The following is a 24,199-nucleotide window of genomic DNA, read 5'->3' on the forward strand; positions in this document are numbered from 1 at the left end:
GAACCAAGAACCACCCACCCCCGAAAGGCGCCCATGCACACCGCCCGCTTCACCCTCGACCCGGCCTTCACCGTCGGCGAGGTCAACCCCCGTCTCTTCGGCTCCTTCGTGGAACACCTCGGCCGCTGCGTCTACACCGGCGTCTTCGAACCGGACCACCCGGCCGCCGACGCCGACGGCATCCGCACGGACGTCCTCGACCTGGTCCGCGAACTCGGTGTCACCGCCGTCCGCTACCCCGGCGGCAACTTCGTCTCCGGCTACCGGTGGGAGGACTCCGTCGGCCCGGTCGAGGACCGCCCGAGCCGCCTGGACCTGGCCTGGCACTCCACCGAGACCAATCACTTCGGCCTCTCCGAGTACATCGCGTTCCTGCGCAAGATCGGCCCCCAGGCCGAGCCCATGATGGCCGTCAACCTCGGCACCCGCGGCGTCGCCGAGGCCCTCGAACTCCAGGAGTACGCCAACCACTCCGCCGGTACGGCCCTGTCCGACCTCCGGGTCTCCCACGGCGACAAGGACCCCTTCGGCATCAGACTGTGGTGCCTCGGCAACGAGATGGACGGCCCCTGGCAGACCGGACACAAGACGGCCGAGGAGTACGGCCGGGTCGCCGCCGAGACGGCCCGTGCCATGCGCCAGATCGACCCCGGCATCGAACTCGTGGCCTGCGGCTCCTCCAGCCAGACCATGCCGACCTTCGCCGAGTGGGAGGCGACCGTCCTCAAGGAGACGTACGACCTCGTCGACTACGTCTCCCTGCACGCCTACTACTGGCCCGAGAACGGCGACGTCGACTCCTTCCTCGCCTCCGCCGTCGACATGGAGTCCTTCATCGAGAACGTCGTCGCGACCGCCGACCACGTGGGCGCGCGGCTGAAGTCGAAGAAGAAGATCAACCTCTCCTTCGACGAGTGGAACGTCTGGTACCTGCCGGAGTGGGAGGAGCACGCCAAGTCGCAGCGGGACTGGCCGCAGGCCCCGCGCCTCCTGGAGGACAACTACAGCGTCATGGACGCGGTCGTCTTCGGCTCGCTCCTCATCGCCCTCCTGCGCCACGCCGACCGCGTCACCGTCGCCTGTCTCGCGCAGCTCGTGAACGTCATCGCCCCGATCATGACCGAGCCGGGCGGCCCGGCCTGGCGGCAGACGACGTTCTTCCCCTTCGCGCAGGCCTCCCGGTACGGCCGTGGCCAGGTCCTGGACGTCCGGGTGGACTCCCCGACGTACGAGACGAAGAAGTACGGCGAGGCCGACCTGCTGCACGCCACCGCCGTACGCGCCGACGACGGCACGGTCACCGTCTTCGCGGTCAACCGCAGCCGCACCGGGGCGCTGCCGCTGGAGGTCGCCCTCAGCGGTCTCGACCTCACCTCGGTCACCGAGCACAGCGCCCTCGCGGACGGCGACCCCGACGCCCGCAACACCCTGGACGACCCCGAGCGGGTCACCCCGCACCCGGTCGAGGGCACGACAGTGAAGGACGGCCGCCTCACGGCCGTACTGGAACCGCTGTCGTGGAACGTGATCCGCCTGGCCTGACCCACCGACCGACGGCATACGGACGGCCCCGGGCCGCGCTTCAGCATCCTTGAGCGCGGCCCGGGGTCTGTTGCAACTCGACAAAAAATGGCTGGAGTTGGCTCCTGCTAGTCATGCCCATGACTCCTACGATGCGTACGCCTTCGCCCTTCACAGAAACCTCACTGTTTCTTCAAGGGTCTCAGGCGCAGCCACCCCCCATCCCCAAGGAGAGCCCCATGGCACAGAGACCCATGGCACGTGGACTGCTGCGCTTCCTGCTGAGCGGCGGCGCGCTGGCCGCCCTCCTCACCACGGCGCTGCCCGCGCAAGCGGCCCCCGCCTTCGACAACCCGCCGCCGGACAAGATCGTCATCAAGGTCGCCACGGTGAACGGCTCCGGCTGCCCCCAGGGCACCACCGCCGTCGCCGTCTCCGAGGACAACACCGCCTTCACCGTCACCTACAGCGACTACCTCGCCCAGGTCGGCGGCAACTCCGACCCCACGGCGTTCCGCAAGAACTGCCAGCTCAGCCTGGTCGTGCACGTCCCGCAGGGCTTCACCTACGCCATCGCCAGCGCCGACTACCGCGGCTTCGCCTCCCTCCAGCCCGGTGCGAGCGCCCTCCAGAGAGCCTCGTACTACTTCCAGGGCTCGCCGAACACCCAGTTCCGCAGCCACCCCTTCAGCGGCCCGCTCGTCGACAACTGGCAGGCCACCGACGAGACCGACTGGGCCCAACTGGTCTATGCGCCCTGCGGAGTTCAGCGCAACTTCAACATCAACACCGAGCTCCGGGTGAACCTCGGCTCGTCCTCGTCGAGCAAGGTCAGCTTCATGACGATGGACTCGACGGACGGTGACATCAGCACCGTGTACCACCTGGCGTGGAAGGAGTGCCCGGGCAGGTAGTGCCGCGGGACGTCATGGGCTCCGTCCGGTCGCCGGGTCGGAGCCCATGACTTCTGAGGATGGCAAGAGCCCAAAACCCCCGGAGCATGCGAGTGCACCAGGTATCGAACGGGGGTGGCTCACATGCCGGTACGCATTCACTTCAGCGACGACGATCTCGCGGGCATCAGGCTGGCGCAGGCGCCCGACCCCATGTGGGAGGCGCTGCTCAGCATGCACATGCTGCAGACCGACACCGGATCCGCCGTCTTCGGCGGCTGGCGGACCAGAGTGCGCCGCCAACTGCCCATCGAGGTGGGCCCGTTGTTCCGCCTGGCGCCCCCGGCCGGCTACTCCGCCGACTTCCTCACCCCGGCCGCCGGCACCGGCGGCCTGGACGCCGGGATCGGCGCCCTGCTGTCCACACCGCGCCGGCGGCTCCGCGGCGACCTCGTGGAACTGTCCCGCGCCGGGCGCCGCCTCCCGCCCTGGGCGCGGCCGCTCGCCGACGGCGACAAGGAGGCCGTCGGCCACGTCGCCGGCACGCTCCGACGGTACTTCGCGACCGCGCTCGCCCCGTGGTGGAGCCGCGTCCGCACCCGTTTCGACGCCGAACGGGCCGCCCACGCACGGTACTTGGCGAACGGCGGCCCCGGCTCCCTGCTGAGCGCCCTGCACCCCGGCCTGGTCTGGCGCCGACCGGTGCTGGAGGTGACGGGACTCGGCGCGGACCGCGACGTCCACCTGGACGGACGGGGCCTGCTGGTCCTCCCGTCGTACTTCTGCTGGCGCAAGCCGACGCTGCTGAAGGACCCCGCACTGCCCTGCGTCGTCGTCTACCCGATGACCCACGAGACCGTCCTGAGCGGCGGTCCACCGGGGCCGCGCTCCCTCAACGCCCTCCTCGGCCGCACCCGCGCCGGGATCCTGGAGTCGCTGGCGCAGCACGGCGTGACGACGACCGAACTGGCCCAGGACGCGGGGATCTCCCCGGCCACGGCCAGCCATCACGTCGGGATTCTGCGGAAGGCGGGGCTGGTCAGTACGTGCAAGGCGGGGCGGGTCGTACTCCATACGGCGACCCCGCTGGGGATGGCGCTGCTGGACGGCGATTCTCTAGCGTTGGGCACATGACCGACGAGGGCGACGAGCAGTGATCGCGGGCAGCGTTTCGGACCGGGTCGTCGTGGTCCTCGGGGAGGGGCAGGGCAGCGGGGTGCTGCTCGGCCGCAATCTGGTGCTCACCGCGCAGCACGTGGTGGGCGGCGGCGGCCGGGTCGAGGTGATCCACCCGTCGAGCCGGCATCCGGTCCCGTGCTTCGTCACGTGGGCCGACGAGAGCCTCGACGCCGCTGTGCTCCTCGCGGACTCGGAAGTGATCGGTCCCGAGCTGTCCGGCCCCCTGGGACAGATCCGAGTGGGCGGCGTCGGCACCGGTGCGCCGCTGCCGCACTGCCAGATCGTGGGATTCCCCGGGATCCAGCGCTACGGCGGACTGGGCGACCTCGAGTACGACCAGTTCCGCGCGACCGTACTGCCCCTGGCCGGACGCATGAGGGACGTCCTCGTCTGCGAACTCGACGTGCCGCCCGCCGACGAACGAGGCGCGGACGTCTCACCGTTGGCAGGGCTGTCGGGGGCTCCCGTCTTCGCGGGAGCGGTGCTCCTCGGGGTCGTGCATCAGGTGCCGCGGGGCCGCTCACACCTCAGAATCGAAGCGGTCCCGATCACCACCGTGCTGGCCGAGGCCCGGTCGTTCCGATGGGGCTTCAAGGCCGAGGACATCACCGACGTCCACCCGCGGGACGAACTGTTCGAGGTCCGGTACGCCAAGGACCTGGCCGCGCAGTACCGCAAGACGGAGATCTTCGGCATCGAGGAGCTGGGCCGCACCGAGTCCCGCTGGGACCTCGACACCGCCTACCTGAGCCTGGAGGCCGAGACCGCCGCCGCCGAGGACGAGCGCAGGGAAGCCGGGTACTCGGCGCAGCGCATCGACAGCCTGCTCGTCGAACGCCCCCGCGCCCTGCTGCGCGGCCAGGCCGGCGCCGGCAAGACCACCCTGGTGTGGTGGCTCGCCGCCCACGCGGCGAACGGCACCCTCAGCGAGAACCTCTGGAAGCTGAACGGCCTCGTGCCCTTCGTCATCCCGATGCGCGAGGTGTACGCGCGGGGCGGACGGTTCCCGGCGGTGTCGGAGCTGCTTTCGGCCGGAAGGGTCATCTCGGACGACGCCCCGGACGGCTGGGCCGGCCGGGTCCTGGAGGCCGGCAGAGGGCTGCTGCTGGTGGACGGCCTCGACGAAGTCCCGCCGGAGGAACGGGAGAAGGCCCGCCGCTGGCTCTCGGCGCTCCTCACCCGGTACCCGGACACCCGGTGCCTGGCCACCGTCCGCCCGGACGCGGTGGAGAAGGACTGGCTCCGCGCCGAGGGCTTCACCGAACTGACGCTGCTGCCGATGAGCGACGAGGACGTCCAGGCCTTCGTCTCGGCCTGGCACGACGCGGCCCGCCTGGAATCCGAGCATGTCTACGATGCCCGCCGATGCGGCGACGAACAGGAACTCCTCTCCTCCCTGGAGCAGGACCTCGCCCACCAGTTGGAGCAAAGCACCGCGCTCCGCGACCTCGCCCGCACCCCGCTCCTCTGCGCCGTCATCTGCGCCCTGCACCGTCGCCGCCGCGGCCTCCTCCCCACGACGCGCTGGTCGCTGTACCGAGCGGCCCTCGCCATGCTCCTCGGTGGCCGTGACGCGGCGCGTGGTGTCTCCCGACCCGACGACATCAGCCTCGACTCGGACGAACAGCACGTGCTGCTCCAACGGCTGGCCATCTGGCTCGTGCGGACCGAGCAGCAGCAGATGACGACCAAGCTCGCCACGCACCAACTGGAACTCGCGATGCGGGACATGCCGCAGGTTCGCGCCCAGGCCTCGCCCTACCGGGTACTGCGCTTCCTCCTGGAACGCAGCGGCGTGCTCCAGGAACGGACGGACGACGCGATCCAGTTCATCCACCGCACGTTTCAGGACTTCCTCGCGGCGAAGGAGTTCCACGAGAGCGGGTACGTCCTGGAACTCCTGAATCACGCGGGCGACGAAACCTGGCGGGACGTGATCGTGCTGGCCGTCGGCCATGCGACGCGGACGGACGCGCAGTTGCTCATCGAGAAGCTGGTCATGTTCGGGGATGTGGTGGAGGGGCGTGAGGAGAAGTGGTACCTGCATGTGCTGGCCGCGCAGTGCGCCACGAGTCTGCTGTCGCTGGACGCGGCGCTGATGGAGGTGGTGCGGGGGCGGGTGCGGGCCCTGATGCCGCCGTTGAGCCGTCCGGAGGCCGTTGACATCGCGGGCCTGGGTGCGTGGGCCGTCGAACTGCTGCCGGGGCCGAAAGGGGACGACGGCAGTGTCGGAGACTGGCACATCGTCGATGCCCTTGCGCGGATCCGGACGGCGGAGGCACGGCGGAAGCTGAGGCAGTTCGCGTTGCGTTCGCGGTATCGCACCAAGACCAGGATCGTCCTCGGTTGGGTTCATCAGCCTGCGGAGCAATACGCCCGCGAAGTACTGGCGGGCTCCGGCATTGACCTCCTGGAGGTGCAGAACAGTTCCCAGCTGGCTCAGCTTCCACACCTCGACTCGCTCCGCCGTGTCTTGGTGACTGGGTCGTACTCCGCGGAGGAACTGGACGCTTGTCTGCCCACGCGAGACCTCGTGGAGATCGGCTTGCAGCTCAACGAGACCTTGACCCGCATGGACTTCCTGCGCAAACGGGAGCACCTGCGAGTGGTGAAGGTGATTGCCTGCCCGGCTCTCGGGTTCGACAACGATGAGTGGTCCGAGCTTCTGGACGGCTGGACGACCCTTGAGGGTCTGCGCTTCTACGGTGACGAGGAGAGCACGCGGAAGATGCTGCGAGCCGCGGCTCTGGCGCCTCGGTTGAAGCGTCTGGATCTGGTGATGAATTCGCTCGACTCCCTGACCGAGCTTGCGCCGCTGCCCGCCGTGCGAGAGGTACAGCTCTGCTCTCTGCGGGACCATAGGCGCATGGCACAGGTGTCTCTCGTCTTTCCGAGGCTGGAAACACTGGCACTTGAGTTTGCGGGGGATGCTGTGGCGCCGCTCGATCTGACGCACCTGCGGAACCTGCACGGATTGCGTCAGGTCCTCATCAGCGGCACGGTCACGTCGCGTCCCCGCATCGTGGGCGCCGACGCGATCGGCGCCCGTCTCACCGATCAGCTCCGTGTGCTGGGGGCGTACGACACGAACGCCCCCCAGGATTCCGGCGAAACCGTCAGCTGACGCTCGTCCGGGGCCTTGGAGTCGCGGACGTGGATGGTGTGGGGGCGGGTGGCGACCTCGACGCAGTCGCCGGAACCGCCGCTGCTGTAGCTGCTCTTGAACCAGGCCAGTTCACTGGTGCTCATAGGTCTCCTCGCATCCGCTGCAACAGGCTCATCGAGTCCTTGAGAGTGAGAGCCTGTGAGCGCATCCTGGCATACCTCATCTGGAGCATGCTGACCACCTTCGAGTCAGCGATGAACTGGCCGCTTTCCTGCCCCTCACAGTAGGCGAACCACTTGTTCTCCGGGGTTTCCAGGAGCTGCATGGGGCCGTCCAGCCCCGCGTGTGTGTCCTGTTCTGTCGGCATGATCTGGATCTCGACGTTCCGCGCTTCGGAGATCTCCAGCACATGGTCGACGAGCCCCCGCGTGACCTCCAACCCTCCCGTGCGCCGACGAAACAGGTGCTCCTCCAGGATGAAGCCGAACGCCGTGTTCGGCCGTTCCCGCAACAGCCGTTGCCGTTCCGCCCGCGCGACCCACTGCGCCTCGATCTGCTCGTCGTCCAGCGGCGGGAGCTGGTTCGTGAACAGCGTCCGCGCGTACGCCTCGGTCTGCAACAAGCCCGGAATCAGCCGGCATTCGTACGTGTACAGCGTGATCGCCGTGGCCTCCAGCCGCGCCCACCTCCGAAACCACGCCGCCAACCCCGGCTGCCGAGCCAGATGCCGCGCCGCCTTCTGCAAGGCCCCCGTGTTCCCCAGCACCGGCTCCGAGCGATCCGCGAACGTCGGATCCGGCATCCGCCGCCCCAGCTCCAGTGACGCCACCGTGTGCTTGGACAGCCCCACCCGGTCCCCGAACTCCTCCCGGCTCAGCCCCGCGTGCTCCCGCAGGGCCTGTACAACCGCCCCGAACGTCCGCAGACTGTCCGACGACTCCGGCTCGCCACCCGTACCCGCACCATCGACCACCCTTGGTCACCTCCCGCGCACATGGTCACGGTCCGTCACGCGTACTGTCCAGCCCGTGACCGCGTACGCTCGCGCACCGTACACACCGCTCACCTGGTGAACCGCCGTGCACAGCCGCCAGATTGAGCGCATGCCAGTACCGCTCACCCAGCGCCTCAGCGCCACCCCGCGAGGCGCTCGCCTCGCCCGGCACCTCGTCCTGAACCAGCTGCACGACTGGGGCATCCCGCACGGCAGTGACGTCTCCGAGGCCGTCGCCGTGATCGTCGCCGAGCTGGCCGCGAACGCGGTGACCCACGGCCGTGTCCCGGGGCGGGACTTCGAGCTGCGGCTGTCCCTGCCCACGGGCAGCGTCCGGATCGAGGTCAGCGACACCCTCGGCGAACAGCGTCCGCCGAAACCCGGCGACGTACGGCGTCCGCACTCGCTCGACGAGCACGGCCGCGGACTGGTCCTCGTCGAGGCGGTCGCCGATCGATGGGAGGTGCTGGACCGGGAGCCGCCCGGCAAGACGGTCCGCGCGGAGGTGGACCTGCCGCGGTGGCTGTCACTTGTCGGCGCCCGCCGGTGACGGCTCGGCGGGTGTCTGCGCGGACGACGACCTGCGCAGGGGCGAGAGGTACGCCAGGCCCGCGATCAGCAACCTGAGCAGCGCCCCGATGGTGATCAGGACGTAGATGTCGTGGAACGAGCTCTCCACCGCCCCGGCCGCCACCGCCGCGACCGGAATCGAGGCGAACGCGAGCATGCGTGTCGTCGCCACGACCCGGCCCAACAGGTGGTTGGGGACGATGCGTTGGCGGAGGGTGAACCAGGCGACGGGGTTGATCGAGCCGAGGGCGTAGACCAGGCCCCAGACGATGGCGATGCCGACCGGGTCGCGGACCGGGACCAGAAGCAGGGTGGTCAGGCCCGCCAGGGCCGTCGTGGCGATCAGGATGCGGCCGGGGTACCACCGGCGGATGAGACGGCCCGCGACCGCGGCGCCGAGGACGGCCCCCACGCCCTGCGCGGCCAGTACCGTGCCGATGACGCCCGGTTCGAAGCCCCGGTAGTCGGTGAGGTAGTAGATGAAGTTGGCCTGGATCAGCCAGATGGCGAAGTTGGTCCCGGTGAACATCAGGGAGCCGGCCATCAGGACCTTGTTGTCCTTGAAGATGTAGCGGACCGCCTCCCTGATCTCACCGAGGAAGGAAGCCTTCGCGTGTGGCGCCGCCGCCTTGGCCGGTTCCGTACCCCCCTGCACGCGGATCAGCAGGATCGCCGCCCCCGACACCAGAAAGGACCCGGCGTTGACGAACACCGTGACCTCGAAGCCGAACACCGCCACCAGTCCGCCGGCGATCGCCGGGCCGGCCATGGCCATGATGTTGTCACCGGTCTGCATCCAGGCGTTGGCCTGGCCCAGGCGCTCGGAGGGGACGATGTCGGGCAGGAAGCTCTGGAACGCGGGGTGGTAGACCGGCTCCACGCAGGAGAGCAGGAACGCCGCCACGTAGATCGGCCACAGCGTCTCCACGTCGAGGACGACCAGGATGCCGAGGCAGCCCGCGATGACGCCGGCCGTGGCGTCACCCGCGATCAGTAATCGGCGCCGGTCGAAACGGTCCGCGAACACCCCGCCCGGCATGGAGAGCAGGAGGAACGGGATGTACTCGATGGCGTACAGGACTCCTGTGCTCAGGGCCGAGCCCGTGAGGTGCAGTACGAGGAGCGGCAGCGCCAGTCGGTAGACCCAGTTGCCGAGCGAGGAGGTGAGATAGGCGGTGAGCAGTACGTAGTAGCGGCTTCCCATGCGGGGCATCTTGGCGTACCTCACGTCATGGCGGCGTCCTTGCCGCAGACGGCGCAGTCGTCCAGTCGCTCCCAGCGTTCACTCTCGGTCATCTCGTAGTCGTCGAAGCGCAGTTGCATCAGCCGGCCCGCCGCCACCGGCGGTGCGATGCCGGTGATCAGACGGGTGAGCTCGCCGACGAGGAATCCGGTGGTCATGGTGACCAGCGGGCAGAACGCGGCGTTGTCCCCGCCGATCTGGCGCTCGCGCTTCTCGGTGAGCAGCCGGTCGGAGACGCGGTCCTCGTGCAGGACCTGGCGCCGCCAGCAGGCGATGCAGCCGGTCTGTCCGGGGATCATGGTGAAGTACACCGCGCGCTGGGTCTCCAGACCGCCGGTGACGAGCGGTTTGCGCTCCAGGACACAGCCCTCGTTGACCCAGTGGGCCAGCTCCATCTTGGGGCGGTCGGCGACCGAGATCACCACGTCGGCGCCGTCGATCACACCCAGCACGTCCTTGGTGGAGCCGATCTTCAGGCTCACCGGCTCGATGTCGATGTGCGGATTGAACAGCCGGACGCGCTCGGCCGCGAGATACAGCTTCTCCTCGCCGATGTCGCTCTCGCGGTACAGGATCTGCCGGTTGAGGTTGGACAGCTCGACGCGGTCGAACTCCACCGCTCGTACGTGTCCGATGCCCATCGCGGCCATGTCGAGCAGCAGATGGGTGCCCAGCCCGCCGAGGCCCAGCAGCGTCACACGGGCGTCGCGCAGTCTGCGCTGGAGGTCGTACTTGTTGTCCGCGAGGTGGGCGTAGGACCCGAAGAAGTTGATGTTGCGTGCCCAGCGCTGGAGTTCGTGGTCGGCCAGGATGCCGTCCGGGGTCACGGCTCCGTTCAGCAGGAAGCCGGCCTCGTCGAACTGCTCCACCGCCGCGGTGACCTCTTCGGCGGTCACCGCCGGGAAGTCCGCGGCGAGATCGCGGTGCACCTCGGCGACGGTCCGGGTGCCGTCGAGGAGTTCGAGCAGCCGGCGGATCGAGCCGGTGGGGTCGTCGATCTCGGTGACCTCGCCGAAGCCGCCGATGTAGACGGTGTCGCCGGATCCGAAGAGGGGCGAGGTGTGCTTGAGCTGGGGCAGGATGCGCCCGTCTGTGGGCATGGTGGTGCCGTCCCTCCGTGATACGTCTGGCTTGAAACGTCGCGAGAGCGGAATACTCGACCATGGTGATCCCGCCGGTGGGCGATTACGGCGCCCACCGGCGGGATCCCTGACATCACGAGAGGCCTCAGCCCTCGACCGTGCTACCGGCGATGCTCGCCTTGCGCGTCTTCATGGCAACGGTCATCTCGGTTCCCTCCTTTCTGCCGGGTCGGCGTGTTCTTTCCGCGCTCGCACGCGTCGTGGCGGCGCGGAAGTCAGGTGAGCTGTCCGGCCAGTTCCCTCAGCCGGGTCAAACGGTCCCGCAGGGTGCGGGCGGCGCGGCGCCAGTCGGCCGCCTCGGTGGTGCGGACGCCGGCGGCGCCGAGGAGCCGGTCCGGCGGCCGGGTGTCGCCGGCCGCCAGCAGGCGGCGGAACCGGGGGCCGAAGCCCGCCGGGTCCTCGTCGCGGCGGTCCAGTAGCGCCAGGGCCGCCAACTGGCCGTAGACGTAGGGGTAGTGGGAGCCCGGGTCGGTGAACAGCGGGCCCAGGTAGCTCCACCACATGCGGTAGCCGTCGGTCAGTTCGACGGCGGGTCCGTACAGGTCGCGCTGGCCGTCCGTCCACAACTCGCCGATCCGGTCGGGCTCCAGTGCGCCGGTCTCCCGCAACTCCGTGCGCAGCGCGACCTCGAAGCGGTGGAGGGCGGCGTGTCTGCCGACGGCCACCAGCTGGTCCTCCAGCCAGCGGGCGAGCAGCGACGCCCGGGCGCGCGGACCGGTGCTGCCGGCCAGCAGCGTGCGCACGGTCATGGCCTCGCAGAACAGGGCGACGGTCTCGTTGACCATGGACGGCGGATTCGCGGCCAGGAAGGGCTGGTCCGAGGCCAGCCTCATATGCAGCGCGTGCCCCATCTCATGGCCGAGGGTCAGGATGTCCCGCAGCCGGCCGGTGAAGTTCATGGAAATGCATGGCAGGTGTCCGGGGATTGCGCGAGTGAAGGCACTTCGCTGTTTTCCCGGACGGGGTGCGGCATCCACACAGCCGCCCTCAACCATTGACCGGACAAGTTTTTCGAAGTCCGGGTCGATTTCCCGGAAAGAGGCGATCACCACATCGACGGCCTCCGGCCATGCGATGTCCTGTTCCGAATTGTCGAGGGGTGCGTACCGGTCATAGTCGGCCAGTTGATCGAGGCCGAGAAGCGTGCACTTCAGCGCGTAGTACTCATGGACGACCGGGGTGCATTCTTCGGCCACGGCGAGCAGCGCGGCGACTTCGTCCGGCCGGATCCGGTCGGCCAGGTGGCGTGATTCCAGCCAGTCAGTGCCGCGCAGCCCGGCCCGCGCCTCGCCGTCCGCGACGATCATGCCGAGTGCGGTCGCGCGCAGTTCCAGTTCGGGTTCGAGGGCCCGGTTGACCGAGGCGTGGACCGTGGCCCGCCGGGCGCGGTCGGCGCTGTAGAGGGTGGGCAGGGCCTCCCCGATGGAGCGCCGCTCGCCGTCGATGTCGACGCGGATGCGCGCCAGCAGCTGCTGCGCCAGTCGCTGCCAGCCCTCGGTGCCGGTCGGCAGCAGTGCGGCGAGGGCCGCCTCATGGGGTCCGCCCGGTCCCTCGCTCGCCGCCGCCGTACGGGTCTGCTCGGCGAAGTGGCGGTACGGGCCGAGGTCGCCGGGCGCGGGGTGAGCGGCCAGACCCGGCTCGAAGAACTCCAGTTCGGTGGCGAGGCGGGCCCACTCGGCGTCCAGGCGCCGCAGCAGGGCGGTCGCCGCCGGCCCCTGGTCGTGGAGCGCGTACAGCAGTTCCGCGTAGACACCGACCCGCTGAAGGAGCGTGACACACCGCTCGTACTGACGGATTCCGTCCAGCAGGGACGCCGTGTCCAGCTCGGTCATCCGGTCCCGTAATCGACCGGAGAGATCCTTGGATTCCTGGCGCACGGTGGCCAGGACTCTGTCGATTTCCCGGGATCCCGGATCCGGGAATATCACCGTGGGATCCCATGACGGGCAGTCGCTCTCGACCCGTCCCCCGTTCTCGACGGAACTCACGTCTACCCCCGTTCGGTGATCCGTCCTGGGCGTCGAGAATTCCTTACGGCTGCCTACCCTAAGCACGCGGTTGAGTGAGTGTCAACGAATCAACAGGGCGATTACCGGAGTTGTGAATTCCATGTGCTATTTGCGCGAGGGATCATCATTGTCCGGCCAGGGCGGTCACCGGCGGGGGCCGCGTGACGGGCGGGGCTGTGTGAACCATTGACGCGCAAGGGGTTCGATTCTACGGTCCCGTCCGAAGTGGCGATCGTTGTTCGACATACAGAACAGGAGCGTCCCCCCATGAGCCGCAAGCGCACCGCTCTTCTCGCCCTCCCCGCCGCCGCTCTCCTCGCCCTCATCCCGTCCTCGGCGTCGGCCTACCCCAACCCCGGCCGGGTCACCGGCTCCGTCGTCACGCACGACCCGACGATGCTGCGCACCTCGTCCGGCCAGTACCTGCTGTACGCCACCGGCGGCGGCATCGCCAGCAAGACGTCGTCCGACCGCACCGCGTTCAGCGCGGGCGCCGACGCCTTCGGGAGTCGCCCGAGCTGGTGGCGGAACTACTCCTCGGTGCCGGAGGCCTGGGCGCCGGACATCTCGTACCACGGCGGCAAGTACCTGATGTACTACTCGGTCTCGAAGTTCGGCTCGAACACCTCCGCCATCGGACTCGCGGGCTCCACGACCGGCCGGCCCGGCAGCTGGACCGACTACGGCACCGTCTACACCTCCAGCTCCTCCAGCGACTACAACGCCATCGACCCGAACCTCTTCGTCGACGGCGACGGCAAGTGGTGGCTGTCCTTCGGCAGTTGGTGGACCGGGATCAAGATGATCCAGATCGACCCCGCCACCGGAAAGCAGCTCTCTTCCAACACCACCCGCTACTCGCTGGCCTCCCGCCCGACCGGCACCAAGGCCGTGGAGGCGCCCTTCATCGTCAAACGGGGCAGCTACTACTACCTCTTCGCCTCCTACGACACCTGCTGCGCCGGCACCGGCTCCACCTACAAGGTGAAGGTCGGCCGCGCCACCAGCGTCACCGGGCCGTACCGCGACAGGAACGGCGTCTCGATGATGAACAACGGCGGGACGCCCGTCCTCGAGTCCCACGGCAGCGTCATCGGCCCCGGCGGCCAGTCGATCATGAACGACGTCGACGGCGACCTGATCGTCTACCACTACTACGACGGCAACGACAACGGCACGCCCAAGCTGGGCATCAACCTTCTGAACTGGAGCAGCGGATGGCCCGTCGCCTACTGACCCTGCTGGCGGCGCTGCTGCTGGCCCTGTCGCTCGGACAGCCGTCCGCGAGCGCGGCGTCCTTCACCAACCCGGTCAAGGCGCAGAAGGGCGCCGACCCCTGGATCTCGTACCACGACGGCAACTACTACATGGTGGCGACCAGCTGGACCGACGTCATCACCATCCGCAAGTCCGCCACCCTCGCCGGCCTGGCCTCCGCGCCCGGCGTGCAGGTGTGGAAGGGCGACGCGGCGAACCGCTGCTGCAACATCTGGGCGCCGGAGATCCACTTCATCAACGGCCGCTGGTACCTGTACTACGTCGCCGGGCAGAACGTCTCCGACTACATCCCGACCCAGCGCACCCACGTCCTGGAGAGCGCAGGCTCCGACCCGATGGGCCCGTACACCTACCGGAACCAGCTCAACTCCGCCTGGATGCTGGACCCGAACGTCGCGACCATCAACGGTCAGCTCTACCTCTTCGGCAGCGCGAGCGGCGGCACACAGAACCTGGTCGCCGCCCGGATGTCCAACCCCTACACCCTGGCCACCGGCTTCTCCACCATCTCCACGCCGACCTACGACTGGGAGCGCAACGGCACGGTCAACGAGGGGCCGGAGATCCTGCAGCGCGGCGGGCGGACCTTCCTCATCTACTCGGCCAGCGGCTGCTGGACGCCCGACTACAAGCTCGGCCAGCTCACCCTGACCGGCTCCGACCCCCTCTTGGCCGCCTCCTGGACCAAGAAGTCCACGCCGGTCTTCCAGCGCAGTGACGCCAACGGCGTCTACGGACCGGGCCACAACGGCTTCTTCACCTCACCCGACGGCACCGAGAGCTGGATCGTCTACCACGCCAACGACTCCGCCTCCGACGGCTGCGACAACGGCCGTACGGCCCGTGCGCAGAAGTTCACCTGGAACTCCGACGGCACCCCGAACTTCGGCACACCGGTCCGCCTGGGCGCGAGCATGACCGGGCCGTCCGGTGAGCCGTCGTCCGCCTCGACGACGTACACCGTCATCAACCGCAACAGCGGCAAGTGCCTTGACGTGGCGGGCGGTTCGACGGCCGACGGGGCGAACGTCCAGCAGTGGAGCTGCAACGGCGGCAACAACCAGAAGTGGCGCCTGGAGGACCTGGGCGACGACACCCACCGTCTGGTGAACGTGGCCACCGGCAAGGTCCTCGACACCGAGAACTGCTCCGCCGCCGACGGCGCCGGCCTGCGCCAGTGGTCCTGGCTGGACAACACCTGCCAGCGCTTCCGGTTCGTGGCGACCGACGGCGGCCACGTCCGCATCGCCAACCAGGCCACCGGCAAGGTGGCGGACGTGGCGAACTGCGGCACGGCGGACGGAACGGACGTACGCCAGTGGAGCTGGCTGAACAACACCTGCCAGCAGTGGAGGCTCAACCCGGTGTAGACCCGGCTGTGCCGCCGGGGCGTCTGTCAGAAGATCAGTTTCTCGATCTCGGTCAGGCGCCCCAGCAGTTGGTCACGGATGTGCGCGCGGATCTTCTCCACCAGCTCGTCGACCTTTCCCTCCTCCAGGGAGAGCGCCTCGATGTCCTTGACCATCTTCCGTACGGTCAACCGGTCCGCGGCCTCCAGGATCGCCGGCCCACCCCACTGCCACGCCACCCGCGCCATCTCCAGGTAGGGGTGGCCGGGTTTCGTCGGTTGCAGGGGATTGCGGTTGCCTTGCTCGATCATCCTTCGCTGGTTGGACATCGCCCAGCTGATCCGTCCTGAGCGGAGGGTGCCCTTGCTCCTCATGTAGCTCAGCAGACGCTCGGTGACGGTCTCGGCGACGCTGAGCGGCAACTGGAACTCCAGGTTCAGAGCGTCGTGCGGCACCCCGTGCTCCCGGCACAGGGAGCTGACCCGCTCACCCAGGCGCTGGTTCAGGGCGTGGCGCAGCTCGGTGATGGCCAGGGGCTCGCCCTCGCCCTCGACGAGTTGCCGCGTCCGTGCCTCGTCGCCGCCCGGAGCGTCCCGCATGGTGCGCACCTCCCGGATCAGCCGCCGCTGAAGCTCGGCGAAGCCCTCCGTGATGTGCTCCTCGCACAACTCGCCCAGCTCCGGCTCGTCCAGCAGCGCGGCCAGAGCCGCCCGGAAGCGCTCCAGGCGCAGCTCCGTGTGGCCGGCCAGGGCCAGGCCCCGGGCCACCGAGAAGGCGGGCTCGGGGTCGTTCTCCACGACCGCGGTGGGGAAGATCTCGGCGCAGATCCGCCTGGTGAACGGCATACGGGACCCGCCCCCGGTGAGTACGACCTGGTCGGGGTCCTTGTCGGCCATCAGCCGGCGGGCCTGCGCCAGCAGTGCGCCGAACTCCTCGGCCCACCCGCCGGGGGCGGCCACCAGCTCCGGGATCTCCAGGGAGCGCAGCCAACCCCAGGCCAGACGGACGATCGGCTTGAAGCGGGGGTTGACGGGTTGGCGCAGGATGTCCGCCTCCGTCCCGGTGAACTGTGCCTCCTTGGCCCGGCGGCAGGCCAGCAGGAGGAACTCCCGGCCACCGTCGGCGGCGAGCGCGTCCCTGAGGATCTCGTTGTCGCGCAGACGCTCGGTCACCAGGTCGGCCACCTGGAAGTCGATCCGGCGGCAGCCGAAGTCGGCCCCGAGGGGGAGGCTGTGGGGCTCCATGTCCGTGATGAGGGTGAAGTCGGTGGTCGAGGAGCCGATGTCGACCACCAGGACCCGGCTGTCGCGGGGCTGCTCGGCGATGCTCCGGTCCGCCGCGTCGGCCGCGGCACCGGGACGGCGGACATGGACGAGCGCCGCCTGCGACTCCGGCAGCAGCCGGGTCCTGATCCCGTCGAGTTTCAGGTGCTTTCCGTAGGCTTTGATCACCTCGGGGCTCCAGCCCGCCGGATGCCCGACGACCATCGTCGGCTTGGCGGTCTCCTCGGTCTCCTCGGCCCGTTCCGACTGGGTGGCGAGGAACTCCGCGAGCAGCGACTGGACGAACAGCACCGCCTCCGGTGTCTCGAATCGCACGGGATCCGGTCCCTGCTTGAAGTTCAGGCTGAACTCGGCGGCGCCCGCCGCGTACACGGCCTCCTCCCCGAGCAGACGGCGGCGGTCGGTGGCCGCACGGGCCATGGCGGTGAGCACGCTGCGTTCCCTGGTGGACTGGCGCTGGAAGATGTGGATGTCGCCTTCGCCGTTGCGCGTCGTCCAGGCGAGAGTGGTCTCGCCGTCGCCGAGGTCGAGCCCGATGACAAGGCCGTCGGGAGTGGTGGTCACCATGTCTGGGCCTCCCCCTGAGTGGTGTGACCGGTAACGGGATCCATCGCGCCGCCCGTGGTCACGCTCAGGACCTCGGTCAGGGTGTCGATCTCGGTCTTTCCCGGCGGCGGAGGGAAGTCCAGTCCCGCTGTTCTGCTGGAGGTGGCGCGGAGCAGGTCCGCGAGGTCCGTGTCCGTGTTGAAGAGGGTGTCTTCGTCCATGTGCAGCACGTTGGTGTTGCCGTTGGCGGCCTCGTCCATGCGCTGCCAGGACTCGGGGGAGCGGTTGACCATGGCGTAGAACGCCGGGTGTTGCAGTCGGATGGTGAGCAGGATCGCCGCGTGCAGCATGCGCGCACGACTGGGCGTGGAGTGCAGCCGCAGAGATATGACGGTGAGGTTGAGAGCGTTGATGAAGCGGCGCACCCGCCGGGGGTTCTGGCCGTAGGCGACGCGGATGAGCTGCCACAGCGCCGGGTCGTCGCGCAGGCCGAGGACCTCTTCGCTGAGGTGGCTGAACATGGACTCGAAGGTGACATGGGGGAGGTGGTACGGGAACTGGATCAGCTTTTCGAGATACTTCCGGCCCATCTCCTCGTCACCGTCGAACCGCTGGGCCACGGCTTTGGCGATCACCTGCTGGTCCATGGCGAGCACGAAGACGCAGGACGCCTCACCGAGGAAGAGCTTCAGCGAGTCGAGGACGGTCGTCGCGGCCTCGGGTGTGCAGCGGTCCAGGTCGTCGATGAGGATCACCAGGCGCCCGCCGCCGGTGAACTGCTCGACGACCTCGGCGAAGTCGTGCTCGAACTGGTTGACGTGCCGGTACTCGAGGGGATCCCCGTTGTCCCAGGCGTCCTTGAGCGCGTCGGCGTCACTGGTCGAGACGAGACCGGCGGTGAGCGGCACCGCCGCCTTGCGGGTCATCAGCCAGGCGGCGGTACGGCTCAGGGCGGCGGCCTTCTTGAGCGCGTGCTGGAGCTGTGCGCTTCGTTTGGCGTCCGGATCCTCGGTGATCCTGGCCGCGATCTCGTCCAGGATGGTCTGGATCAACGCGTGCCAGATCTCTTCGCGCTGGTCGTACTTCCAGGGGTTGAACGACACCACCGGTATGCCCTGCTCCTGCAGGAGTGAGCGGCAGATGTTCATGAAACTGGACTTGCCGGTTCCCCAGGCGCCGTAGAGGGCCACGCTGAGGGGGAGGTCGCGGGTTGCGTTGATCGCGTCGCACAGGACCCGGGAGTGGGGGAGGAAACCGAAGCGGTCGCCCTCCGAGCCGTTCACCGGGTTGTCGGTCAGCAGCATCCACACATCCTGACACCGCGCTTTCACGGTGTCAGGAGGTTGTCATGAAAGCCGACTTGTCGGATCTGAGAGGTGCGGGCGCGTGTAGGATCACGCCCCCGCCGCACTGGGCCAACTCTGCGCATTGGGCCACCCGGTGGCCGGCGCCGGAGACAACCCCGGCCCCGGCCCGGGCCCGGTGGTGCCCCGCACCTGCGCGGCCGTGAGCCCCCCACGGGCCGGCACCCCCGGCGGCGTCGGACTGGGGGGCGGCGGCGGCACCACCGCCGCGGCCGGTGCCACGGGTGACGGGAACGGCATCGGAGCCGGTGCCGGTGCCGGCGCCGGTGCCTGAGCGGCGGGGGCAACGGGCGCGGGCGCCGGCATCGGGGCCACCGGAGCCGGCGCCGGCATCGGCATACCGCCCCCCGGCGGCACCGCCTGTGGCACCGGCTGCGGCTGAGGCGCCGCGGGCATCCCGGCTCCCACGGCCTGAGCGGCAAGGCCCTGGACTCCGGCGCCGTTGGTGGAGCTGACCAACCGGTCCACGGCCGCCGTACCCGAGCTGTAGTTGGTCCCTGTACCGAGCTCGGGTACGGCGGCTCCCCTCCTGGTCCCGTAGAGCACCTGCTCCAGGCCGGACACCAGGCGACGCACATCCACCTGGGGGCGCACCACGAGTCGCAGGAAGCGGCTGGACGAACCGATCTTGTTGCCGCACTCGCGGACCAGGATCCGGTGCTCGGTGAGCAGCCGGTCGCGGACCACGGTGCCCTCCGCGCCCACGGGGAGGCGTACGAAGAGGAAGTTGCCCTGTGACGGGTAGACCGTCAGACCGGGCAGCTGGGCCAGATGGCTCGCCATGTCGAGGCGGTCCCGGCGCACCTGCTGAAGGCTCTGCGCGTACTCGGGGCCGTGCTCCTTCAGCATGAACACCACGTGCTCGGCGAAGGCGTTGAGGTTCCACTTCGGCAGCATGGAGCGGACCATGCCGGCCAGCGCCGGGTTGGCGACGAGGTAGCCGAAGCGGATGCCGTGCAGGCCGAAGTTCTTGCCGAGGCTGCGCAGGACGATGACGTTCGGCCGGAGCATCGCCTCCTGGACGACCGACGGTTCCTGCTCGGCGTCGGCGAACTCCAGGAAGGACTCGTCGATGATGACCAGGTCCAGGTCGGCCATCGCGTCCATGAACTGCACCAGCGCGTGCTTGTGGAGATAGCCGCCGTCGGGGTTGTTCGGGTTGCAGATGACCGCCACCCGGGTCCCCCTGGCCCGGATGAACTCGGCGTACTGGGCCAGGTCCAGGGCGAATCCGCTGGACTCCTGGAGCGGGAACATGTCGACCCGCTTGCCGGTCTCCATCGGCTGGTCGGTCCAGCGGCCGAAGGTGGGGACGGGGATGGCGAGGGACTCCCGGACCATCAGATGGTCGATCCAGGTGATGAGCTCGGTCGATCCGTTGCCCATCGCCACGCACTGCGGCGGAAGCTGGAGCAGGCTGCACAGTTCGGACGTGATCGTGTCGGCGCTGCTCGGGTAGAAGGTGATGATGTCCCGCAGCTTCCCCGCCATCTCCTGGAACATCTCCGGGGTGGGGAAGTACGGATTGCAGGGGATGCAGAAGTCGACCGGACCGGCCCCGTCGCCGCCCTCCCGCGTCAGCGCCGCCATCGACGGGCTGTGTGCCGCGGTGCTGCGGAACAGCGAGGTGACGTTGTCGGCCATGGAACCTCCGTATGGGGCGGACCCGGTGGGGACGGCCGGGCCCGTCGTCTTGGGTGGCCCGCGCGGGGGAGCGCGGGCCGTCCTTACATACGGAGGCTGGAGGTACCTCGTTCAATAGATGTGACAGAAGTATGAAGCTATCGACTGAATGAGTGGACCGTCGTCGAGCGGTACGTCTGCCCCGGCCGCAGCACCGTCGACGGGAACGACGGCTGGTTCGGCGAGTCCGGGAAGTGCTGCGTCTCCAGGCACAGCGCGTCACCCTGCCGGTAGATCCGTCCGCTCGGGCCGACCAGCGTGCCGTCGAGGAAGTTGCCGGAGTAGAACTGCAGGCCGGGCTCGGTGGTCGCCATCCGCAGGGTGCGGCCGGAGGAGGGGTCCTTCAGCGTGGCGATCCACTCGGGCTTCGGCGAGATGCCCTTGTCGAGCACCCAGTTGTGGTCGATGCCCTTGGCGTACAGCAGTTGCTGGTGCGTTTCGCGGAGGTTCTCGCCGATCGCCTTGGAGCGGCGGAAGTCGAACGGGGTGTCCGCGACCGGGGCCGGCTCACCGGTGGGGATGAGGCCCGGGTCGACCGGTGTATAGCGGGAGGCGGCGATCTTCAGCTCGTGGTTCTCGATCGTGCCGCTGCCCTCGCCGGCGAGGTTCCAGTACACGTGGCTGGTGAGGTTGACGACGGTGGCCTTGTCGGTGGTGGCCTCGTAGTCGACGCGCCAGTCGCCGTGCTGGGTGAGGGTGTACGTCACCTTCGTCTTCAGCGTGCCGGGGTAGCCCATCTCCCCGTCGACCGAGGTGTGGTGCAGGTACAGGCCGACGTCCGGGCCCTTGGTGAACGGCTCGATGTCCCAGACGACCTTGTCGAAGCCCATGGTGCCGCCGCCGTGCAGGCTGTTCTCGCCGTCGTTGACGGACAGCCGGTACGTCTTGCCGTCCAGCGTGAACTCGCCCTTGCCGATGCGGTTGCCGTACCGCCCGATCAGGGCGCCGAAGTACGGGCTGGCGGAGACGTAGTCCTCGATGTTGTCGAAGCCCAGGCAGACGTTGGCGTAGTGGCCACGCCGGTCCGGGATCTCCAGGGACCGCACGATGCCGCCGTAGGAGAGGACCTTCATCCGCGTGCCGCCGTTGGCCAGCGACCAGCTGTGGATCTCGGTGCCGTCGGCGAGCTTGCCGAAGAGTTCCTTCACGGGTTGCTCCCCGCCCTTCTCACACGAAGGGGGCCCCGCCTTCCGGTGGGGCCCCCTTCCGGTGCTGTCAGCTACCGACCTTGCGCTTGTTCCATACGTCGAACCCGACCGCGGCCAGCAGCACCATGCCCTTGATGACCTGCTGCCAGTCGGTGCCGATGCCGACGAGGTTCATGCCGTTGTTCAGCACGCCCAGGACCAGGCCGCCGATGATCGCGCCGAGGACCGTGCCGACGCCGCCGCTCATCGACGCGCCGCCGATGAACGAGGCCGCGATGGCCTCCAGCTCGAAGTTGAGGCCGGCCTTGGGGGAGGCCGCGTTGAAGCGGGCGGCGAAGACCAGACCCGCCAGGGCCGCGAGCATGCCCATGTTCAGGAAGACCAGGAACGTGACCTTCTTGTCCTTCACACCCGACAGCTTGGCCGCGGGCAGGTTGCCGCCGATCGCGTAGATGTGGCGGCCGATGATCGCGTTGCGCATCACATAGCCGAAGCCGACGAGCAGCACGCCCAGGATGAGCAGCACGATCGGGGCGCCCTTGTAGCTGGCCAGCAGCATCGTCAGCGTCAGGATGGCGGCGCCGAGCGCGACCAGCTTCAGCAGGAACAGGTTGAAGGGCGGGACCTCGAGGGAGAACTCCTGCGAGCGGCGGCGGTCACGGAACTCCTGGAAGACCACGAACGCGATCAGCGCGAAGCCGAGCAACAGGGTGAGATTGTGGTAGTTCGTGTTCGGACCGACCTCGGGCAGGAAGCCGTTGGCGACCTTCTGCAGACCCTTCGGGAACGGGCCGAGGGTCTGGCCCTCCAGGAAGATCTCGGTCAGGCCGCGCCAGATCAGCATGCCCGCGAGGGTCACGATGAACGAGGGTATGCCGCCGTATGCGATGAAGAACCCTTGGATGGCGCCCGCGATCGCGCCCACCGCGAGGCACAGGATCACCGCGACCGGCCAGGGCAGATCGTTTTTGACCATGAACACGGCCGCCATCGATCCGATGAACGCCGTCAACGAGCCGACCGACAGGTCGATATGGCCCGCGATGATCACCAGCATCATGCCCATCGCGAGGATGAGGATGTAGCTGTTCTGCAGCACCAGGTTGGAGACGTTGCGCGGCAGCAGCAGGTCACCGTCGGTCCACACGGCGAACAGCGCCACGATCAGGCTGAGGGCGATCAGCATGCCGTACTGGCGCATGTTGCGGCGCAGGCCGTCCAGCACCAGCTGGAGCAGACCGTCGCCCGCGGCCCCTCCGCTCTTGCCCGGCGGCGCGGGGGCCGGGGTCTTGGCGGTCACATCCGTGCTCATCGGGATACCTCTTTGTCCTTCGTCATCTGACGCATCAGCGATTCCTGCGAGGCCTCGGCCCGCGAGAACTCGCCGGTCAGCCGCCCCGCGGCCATCGTGTAGATGCGGTCGCACATACCGAGCAGCTCCGGCAGCTCGGAGGAGATGAAGACGACCGCCTTGCCCTGGGCGGCCAGCTGGTCGATGACCGTGTAGATCTCGTACTTGGCACCGACGTCGATGCCGCGCGTCGGCTCGTCCAGGATCAGCACGTCCGGACCCGCGAAGATCCACTTGCTGAGGACGACCTTCTGCTGGTTGCCGCCGGACAGCTTGCCCACCGGCTCGAAGACGGTCGGCGCCTTGATGTTCATGGACTTGCGGAAGCCCTCGGCGACCTGCCGCTCCTCGTGCTCGTCGACCACGCCCCGCTTGGCGACCTTGCCCAGCGCGCTGAGCGAGATGTTGCGGTTGATGGTGTCGATGAGGTTGAGGCCGTAGTGCTTGCGGTCCTCGGTGACATACGCGATGCCGTGCTTGACCGCCTCGGCGACGGTCTTGGTACGGATCTCCGTGCCGTCCTTGAGGACCGTGCCGCCCGCGTGGCGGCCGTACGTCCGCCCGAAGACGCTCATCGCCAGCTCGGTGCGGCCGGCGCCCATCAGGCCCGCGATGCCGACGATCTCGCCGCGCCGCACCTCGATCGACACATCGTCGACGACCTTGCGCTGCTGGTCGATCGGGTGGTGCACGGTCCAGTTGCGGATCTCCAGCGCCGGGTGGGCGCCCTCCTCCGGCTCGTGCGGGGTGCGCTCGGGGAAGCGGTGCTCCAGGTCCCGGCCGACCATGCCGCTGATGATCCGGTCCTCGGTGGTCTCCGGCGCCTTCACATCGAGGGTCTCGATGGTCTTGCCGTCGCGGAGGATCGTCACCGAGTCGGCGACCTTGCGGATCTCGTTGAGCTTGTGGGAGATGATGATCGAGGTGATGCCCTGCTTCTTCAACTCCAGGATCAGATCCAGGAGTTTGCCGCTGTCCTCGTCGTTCAGGGCCGCGGTCGGCTCATCCAGGATGAGCAGTTTCACCTTCTTGGACAGCGCCTTCGCGATCTCCACGAGCTGCTGCTTGCCCACGCCGATGTCGGCGACGCGGGTGTCGGGGTGATCGCTCAGCCCGACCCGGCGCAGCAGCTCGGTGGCGTGCCGCAGGGTCTCCCGCCAGTCGATGAACCCGCTCTTGGCGTGCTCGTTGCCGAGGAAGATGTTCTCCGCGAGGGAGAGGTAGGGCGACAGCGCCAGTTCCTGGTGGATGATGACGATGCCGTGCTGCTCGCTCGCCCGGATGTCCTTGAACTCGCAGACCTCCCCCTCGAAGAGGATGTCTCCCTCGTAGGTGCCGTGCGGGTGGACGCCGGAGAGGACCTTCATCAGGGTCGACTTACCGGCGCCGTTCTCCCCGCAGATGGCGTGGACCTCGCCCTGCTGGACGGTCAGCGTGACGTCCGACAGCGCTTTGACGCCGGGAAAGGTCTTGACGATCGAGCGCATTTCCAGGACGGGTCCCGCCATGGTCGTGCCTTCCAATCCGTAGGAGACGGCGG

The 24,199-nt window shown here is 68.6% G+C and carries 17 protein-coding genes and 1 pseudogene; 7 read left to right on the forward strand and 11 right to left on the reverse strand.

All coding sequences use genetic code 11. The features are described 5' to 3' along the window. The first annotated feature begins 33 nt into the window (after positions 1-33). The 4 genes from arfA to IM697_RS09435 all read left to right on the forward strand — a co-directional run bounded on the left by arfA (position 34) and on the right by IM697_RS09435 (position 6,717). The gene (gene arfA / locus IM697_RS09420) at positions 34-1,542 is read left to right on the forward strand and encodes an arabinosylfuranosidase ArfA (protein WP_194046483.1); all 1,509 of its coding nucleotides are present in this window, start codon (positions 34-36) and stop codon (positions 1,540-1,542) included. Positions 1,543-1,775: 233 nt separating this feature from the next. Further along, positions 1,776-2,435 carry a DUF4360 domain-containing protein gene (locus IM697_RS09425; protein WP_194049650.1) on the forward strand — a complete coding sequence of 220 codons (660 nt, stop codon included), beginning with the start codon at positions 1,776-1,778 and terminating at the stop codon, positions 2,433-2,435. Positions 2,436-2,558: 123 nt separating this feature from the next. Further along, positions 2,559-3,548, forward strand: a complete 990-nt coding sequence (locus tag IM697_RS09430) for a winged helix-turn-helix domain-containing protein (RefSeq protein WP_194046485.1) — start codon at positions 2,559-2,561, stop codon at positions 3,546-3,548. A 19-nt stretch (positions 3,549-3,567) separates the two neighbouring features. Then, the gene (locus IM697_RS09435) at positions 3,568-6,717 is read left to right on the forward strand and encodes an NACHT domain-containing protein (protein ID WP_194046487.1); all 3,150 of its coding nucleotides are present in this window, start codon (positions 3,568-3,570) and stop codon (positions 6,715-6,717) included. Here the strand turns inward: IM697_RS09435 and IM697_RS09440 are convergent. Then, positions 6,651-6,842 (reverse strand): DUF397 domain-containing protein, encoded by a 192-nt coding sequence (locus IM697_RS09440; protein ID WP_194046489.1) that lies wholly within the window; start codon positions 6,840-6,842, stop codon positions 6,651-6,653. The genes IM697_RS09435 and IM697_RS09440 overlap by 67 nt on opposite strands. Beyond that, the gene (locus IM697_RS09445; RefSeq protein ID WP_194046491.1) at positions 6,839-7,672 is read right to left on the reverse strand and encodes a helix-turn-helix domain-containing protein; all 834 of its coding nucleotides are present in this window, start codon (positions 7,670-7,672) and stop codon (positions 6,839-6,841) included. Before IM697_RS09445 ends, IM697_RS09440 begins: the two co-directional genes overlap by 4 nt. Positions 7,673-7,802: 130 nt before the next feature. Here IM697_RS09445 and IM697_RS09450 point away from each other — a divergent pair, with 130 nt between their 5' ends. Continuing rightward, positions 7,803-8,243: an ATP-binding protein gene (locus IM697_RS09450; protein ID WP_194046493.1), complete on the forward strand. Its 441-nt coding sequence runs from the start codon at positions 7,803-7,805 to the stop codon at positions 8,241-8,243. Here the strand turns inward: IM697_RS09450 and IM697_RS09455 are convergent. The 3 genes from IM697_RS09455 to IM697_RS09465 all read right to left on the reverse strand — a co-directional run bounded on the left by IM697_RS09455 (position 8,220) and on the right by IM697_RS09465 (position 12,525). Then, positions 8,220-9,467, reverse strand: coding sequence for an MFS transporter (locus tag IM697_RS09455; protein ID WP_228044593.1), 1,248 nt, complete (start codon positions 9,465-9,467; stop codon positions 8,220-8,222). The genes IM697_RS09450 and IM697_RS09455 overlap by 24 nt on opposite strands. A 20-nt stretch (positions 9,468-9,487) precedes the next feature. Continuing rightward, entirely contained in the window at positions 9,488-10,606 is a 1,119-nt protein-coding gene (locus IM697_RS09460; RefSeq protein WP_194046497.1) for a ThiF family adenylyltransferase, read from the reverse strand. Positions 10,607-10,863: 257 nt separating this feature from the next. Beyond that, positions 10,864-12,525, reverse strand: a complete 1,662-nt coding sequence (locus IM697_RS09465) for a M3 family metallopeptidase (protein ID WP_194046499.1) — start codon at positions 12,523-12,525, stop codon at positions 10,864-10,866. A 399-nt stretch (positions 12,526-12,924) separates the two neighbouring features. Between IM697_RS09465 and IM697_RS09470 the strand changes: the two genes are divergently transcribed. After that, entirely contained in the window at positions 12,925-13,893 is a 969-nt protein-coding gene (locus IM697_RS09470) for an arabinan endo-1,5-alpha-L-arabinosidase (RefSeq protein ID WP_194046501.1), read from the forward strand. Beyond that, the gene (locus IM697_RS09475; RefSeq protein WP_194046503.1) at positions 13,875-15,305 is read left to right on the forward strand and encodes a family 43 glycosylhydrolase; all 1,431 of its coding nucleotides are present in this window, start codon (positions 13,875-13,877) and stop codon (positions 15,303-15,305) included. The genes IM697_RS09470 and IM697_RS09475 overlap by 19 nt, the downstream gene beginning before the upstream one ends. A 26-nt stretch (positions 15,306-15,331) precedes the next feature. On the opposite strand, the gene IM697_RS09480 is transcribed toward IM697_RS09475, so the two are convergent. From IM697_RS09480 to mmsA, 6 genes and pseudogenes are all read right to left on the reverse strand, one after another. Next, positions 15,332-17,134, reverse strand: a complete 1,803-nt coding sequence (locus IM697_RS09480; protein ID WP_194046505.1) for an Hsp70 family protein — start codon at positions 17,132-17,134, stop codon at positions 15,332-15,334. Further along, complete coding sequence (locus tag IM697_RS09485; protein WP_194046507.1) at positions 17,128-18,417, reverse strand: KAP family P-loop NTPase fold protein; 1,290 nt, start codon at positions 18,415-18,417, stop codon at positions 17,128-17,130. The genes IM697_RS09480 and IM697_RS09485 overlap by 7 nt, the downstream gene beginning before the upstream one ends. A 90-nt stretch (positions 18,418-18,507) precedes the next feature. Continuing rightward, the gene (locus tag IM697_RS09490; protein ID WP_194046509.1) at positions 18,508-20,121 is read right to left on the reverse strand and encodes a pyridoxal phosphate-dependent aminotransferase; all 1,614 of its coding nucleotides are present in this window, start codon (positions 20,119-20,121) and stop codon (positions 18,508-18,510) included. 137 nt (positions 20,122-20,258) lie between these two features. Then, positions 20,259-21,323: pseudogene (locus tag IM697_RS09495) on the reverse strand (aldose epimerase family protein); the annotation flags it as partial. A 52-nt stretch (positions 21,324-21,375) separates the two neighbouring features. Then, a complete protein-coding gene (mmsB, locus tag IM697_RS09500; protein WP_194046513.1) occupies positions 21,376-22,620 on the reverse strand; it encodes a multiple monosaccharide ABC transporter permease in 1,245 nt (414 codons plus the stop codon). Then, the gene (gene mmsA, locus IM697_RS09505; RefSeq protein WP_194046515.1) at positions 22,617-24,167 is read right to left on the reverse strand and encodes a multiple monosaccharide ABC transporter ATP-binding protein; all 1,551 of its coding nucleotides are present in this window, start codon (positions 24,165-24,167) and stop codon (positions 22,617-22,619) included. Before mmsA ends, mmsB begins: the two co-directional genes overlap by 4 nt. Positions 24,168-24,199 lie beyond the last annotated feature (32 nt).

The sequence above is a fragment of the Streptomyces ferrugineus genome, from assembly GCF_015160855.1.
GTDB classification, from domain to species: Bacteria; Actinomycetota; Actinomycetes; order Streptomycetales; family Streptomycetaceae; genus Streptomyces; species Streptomyces ferrugineus.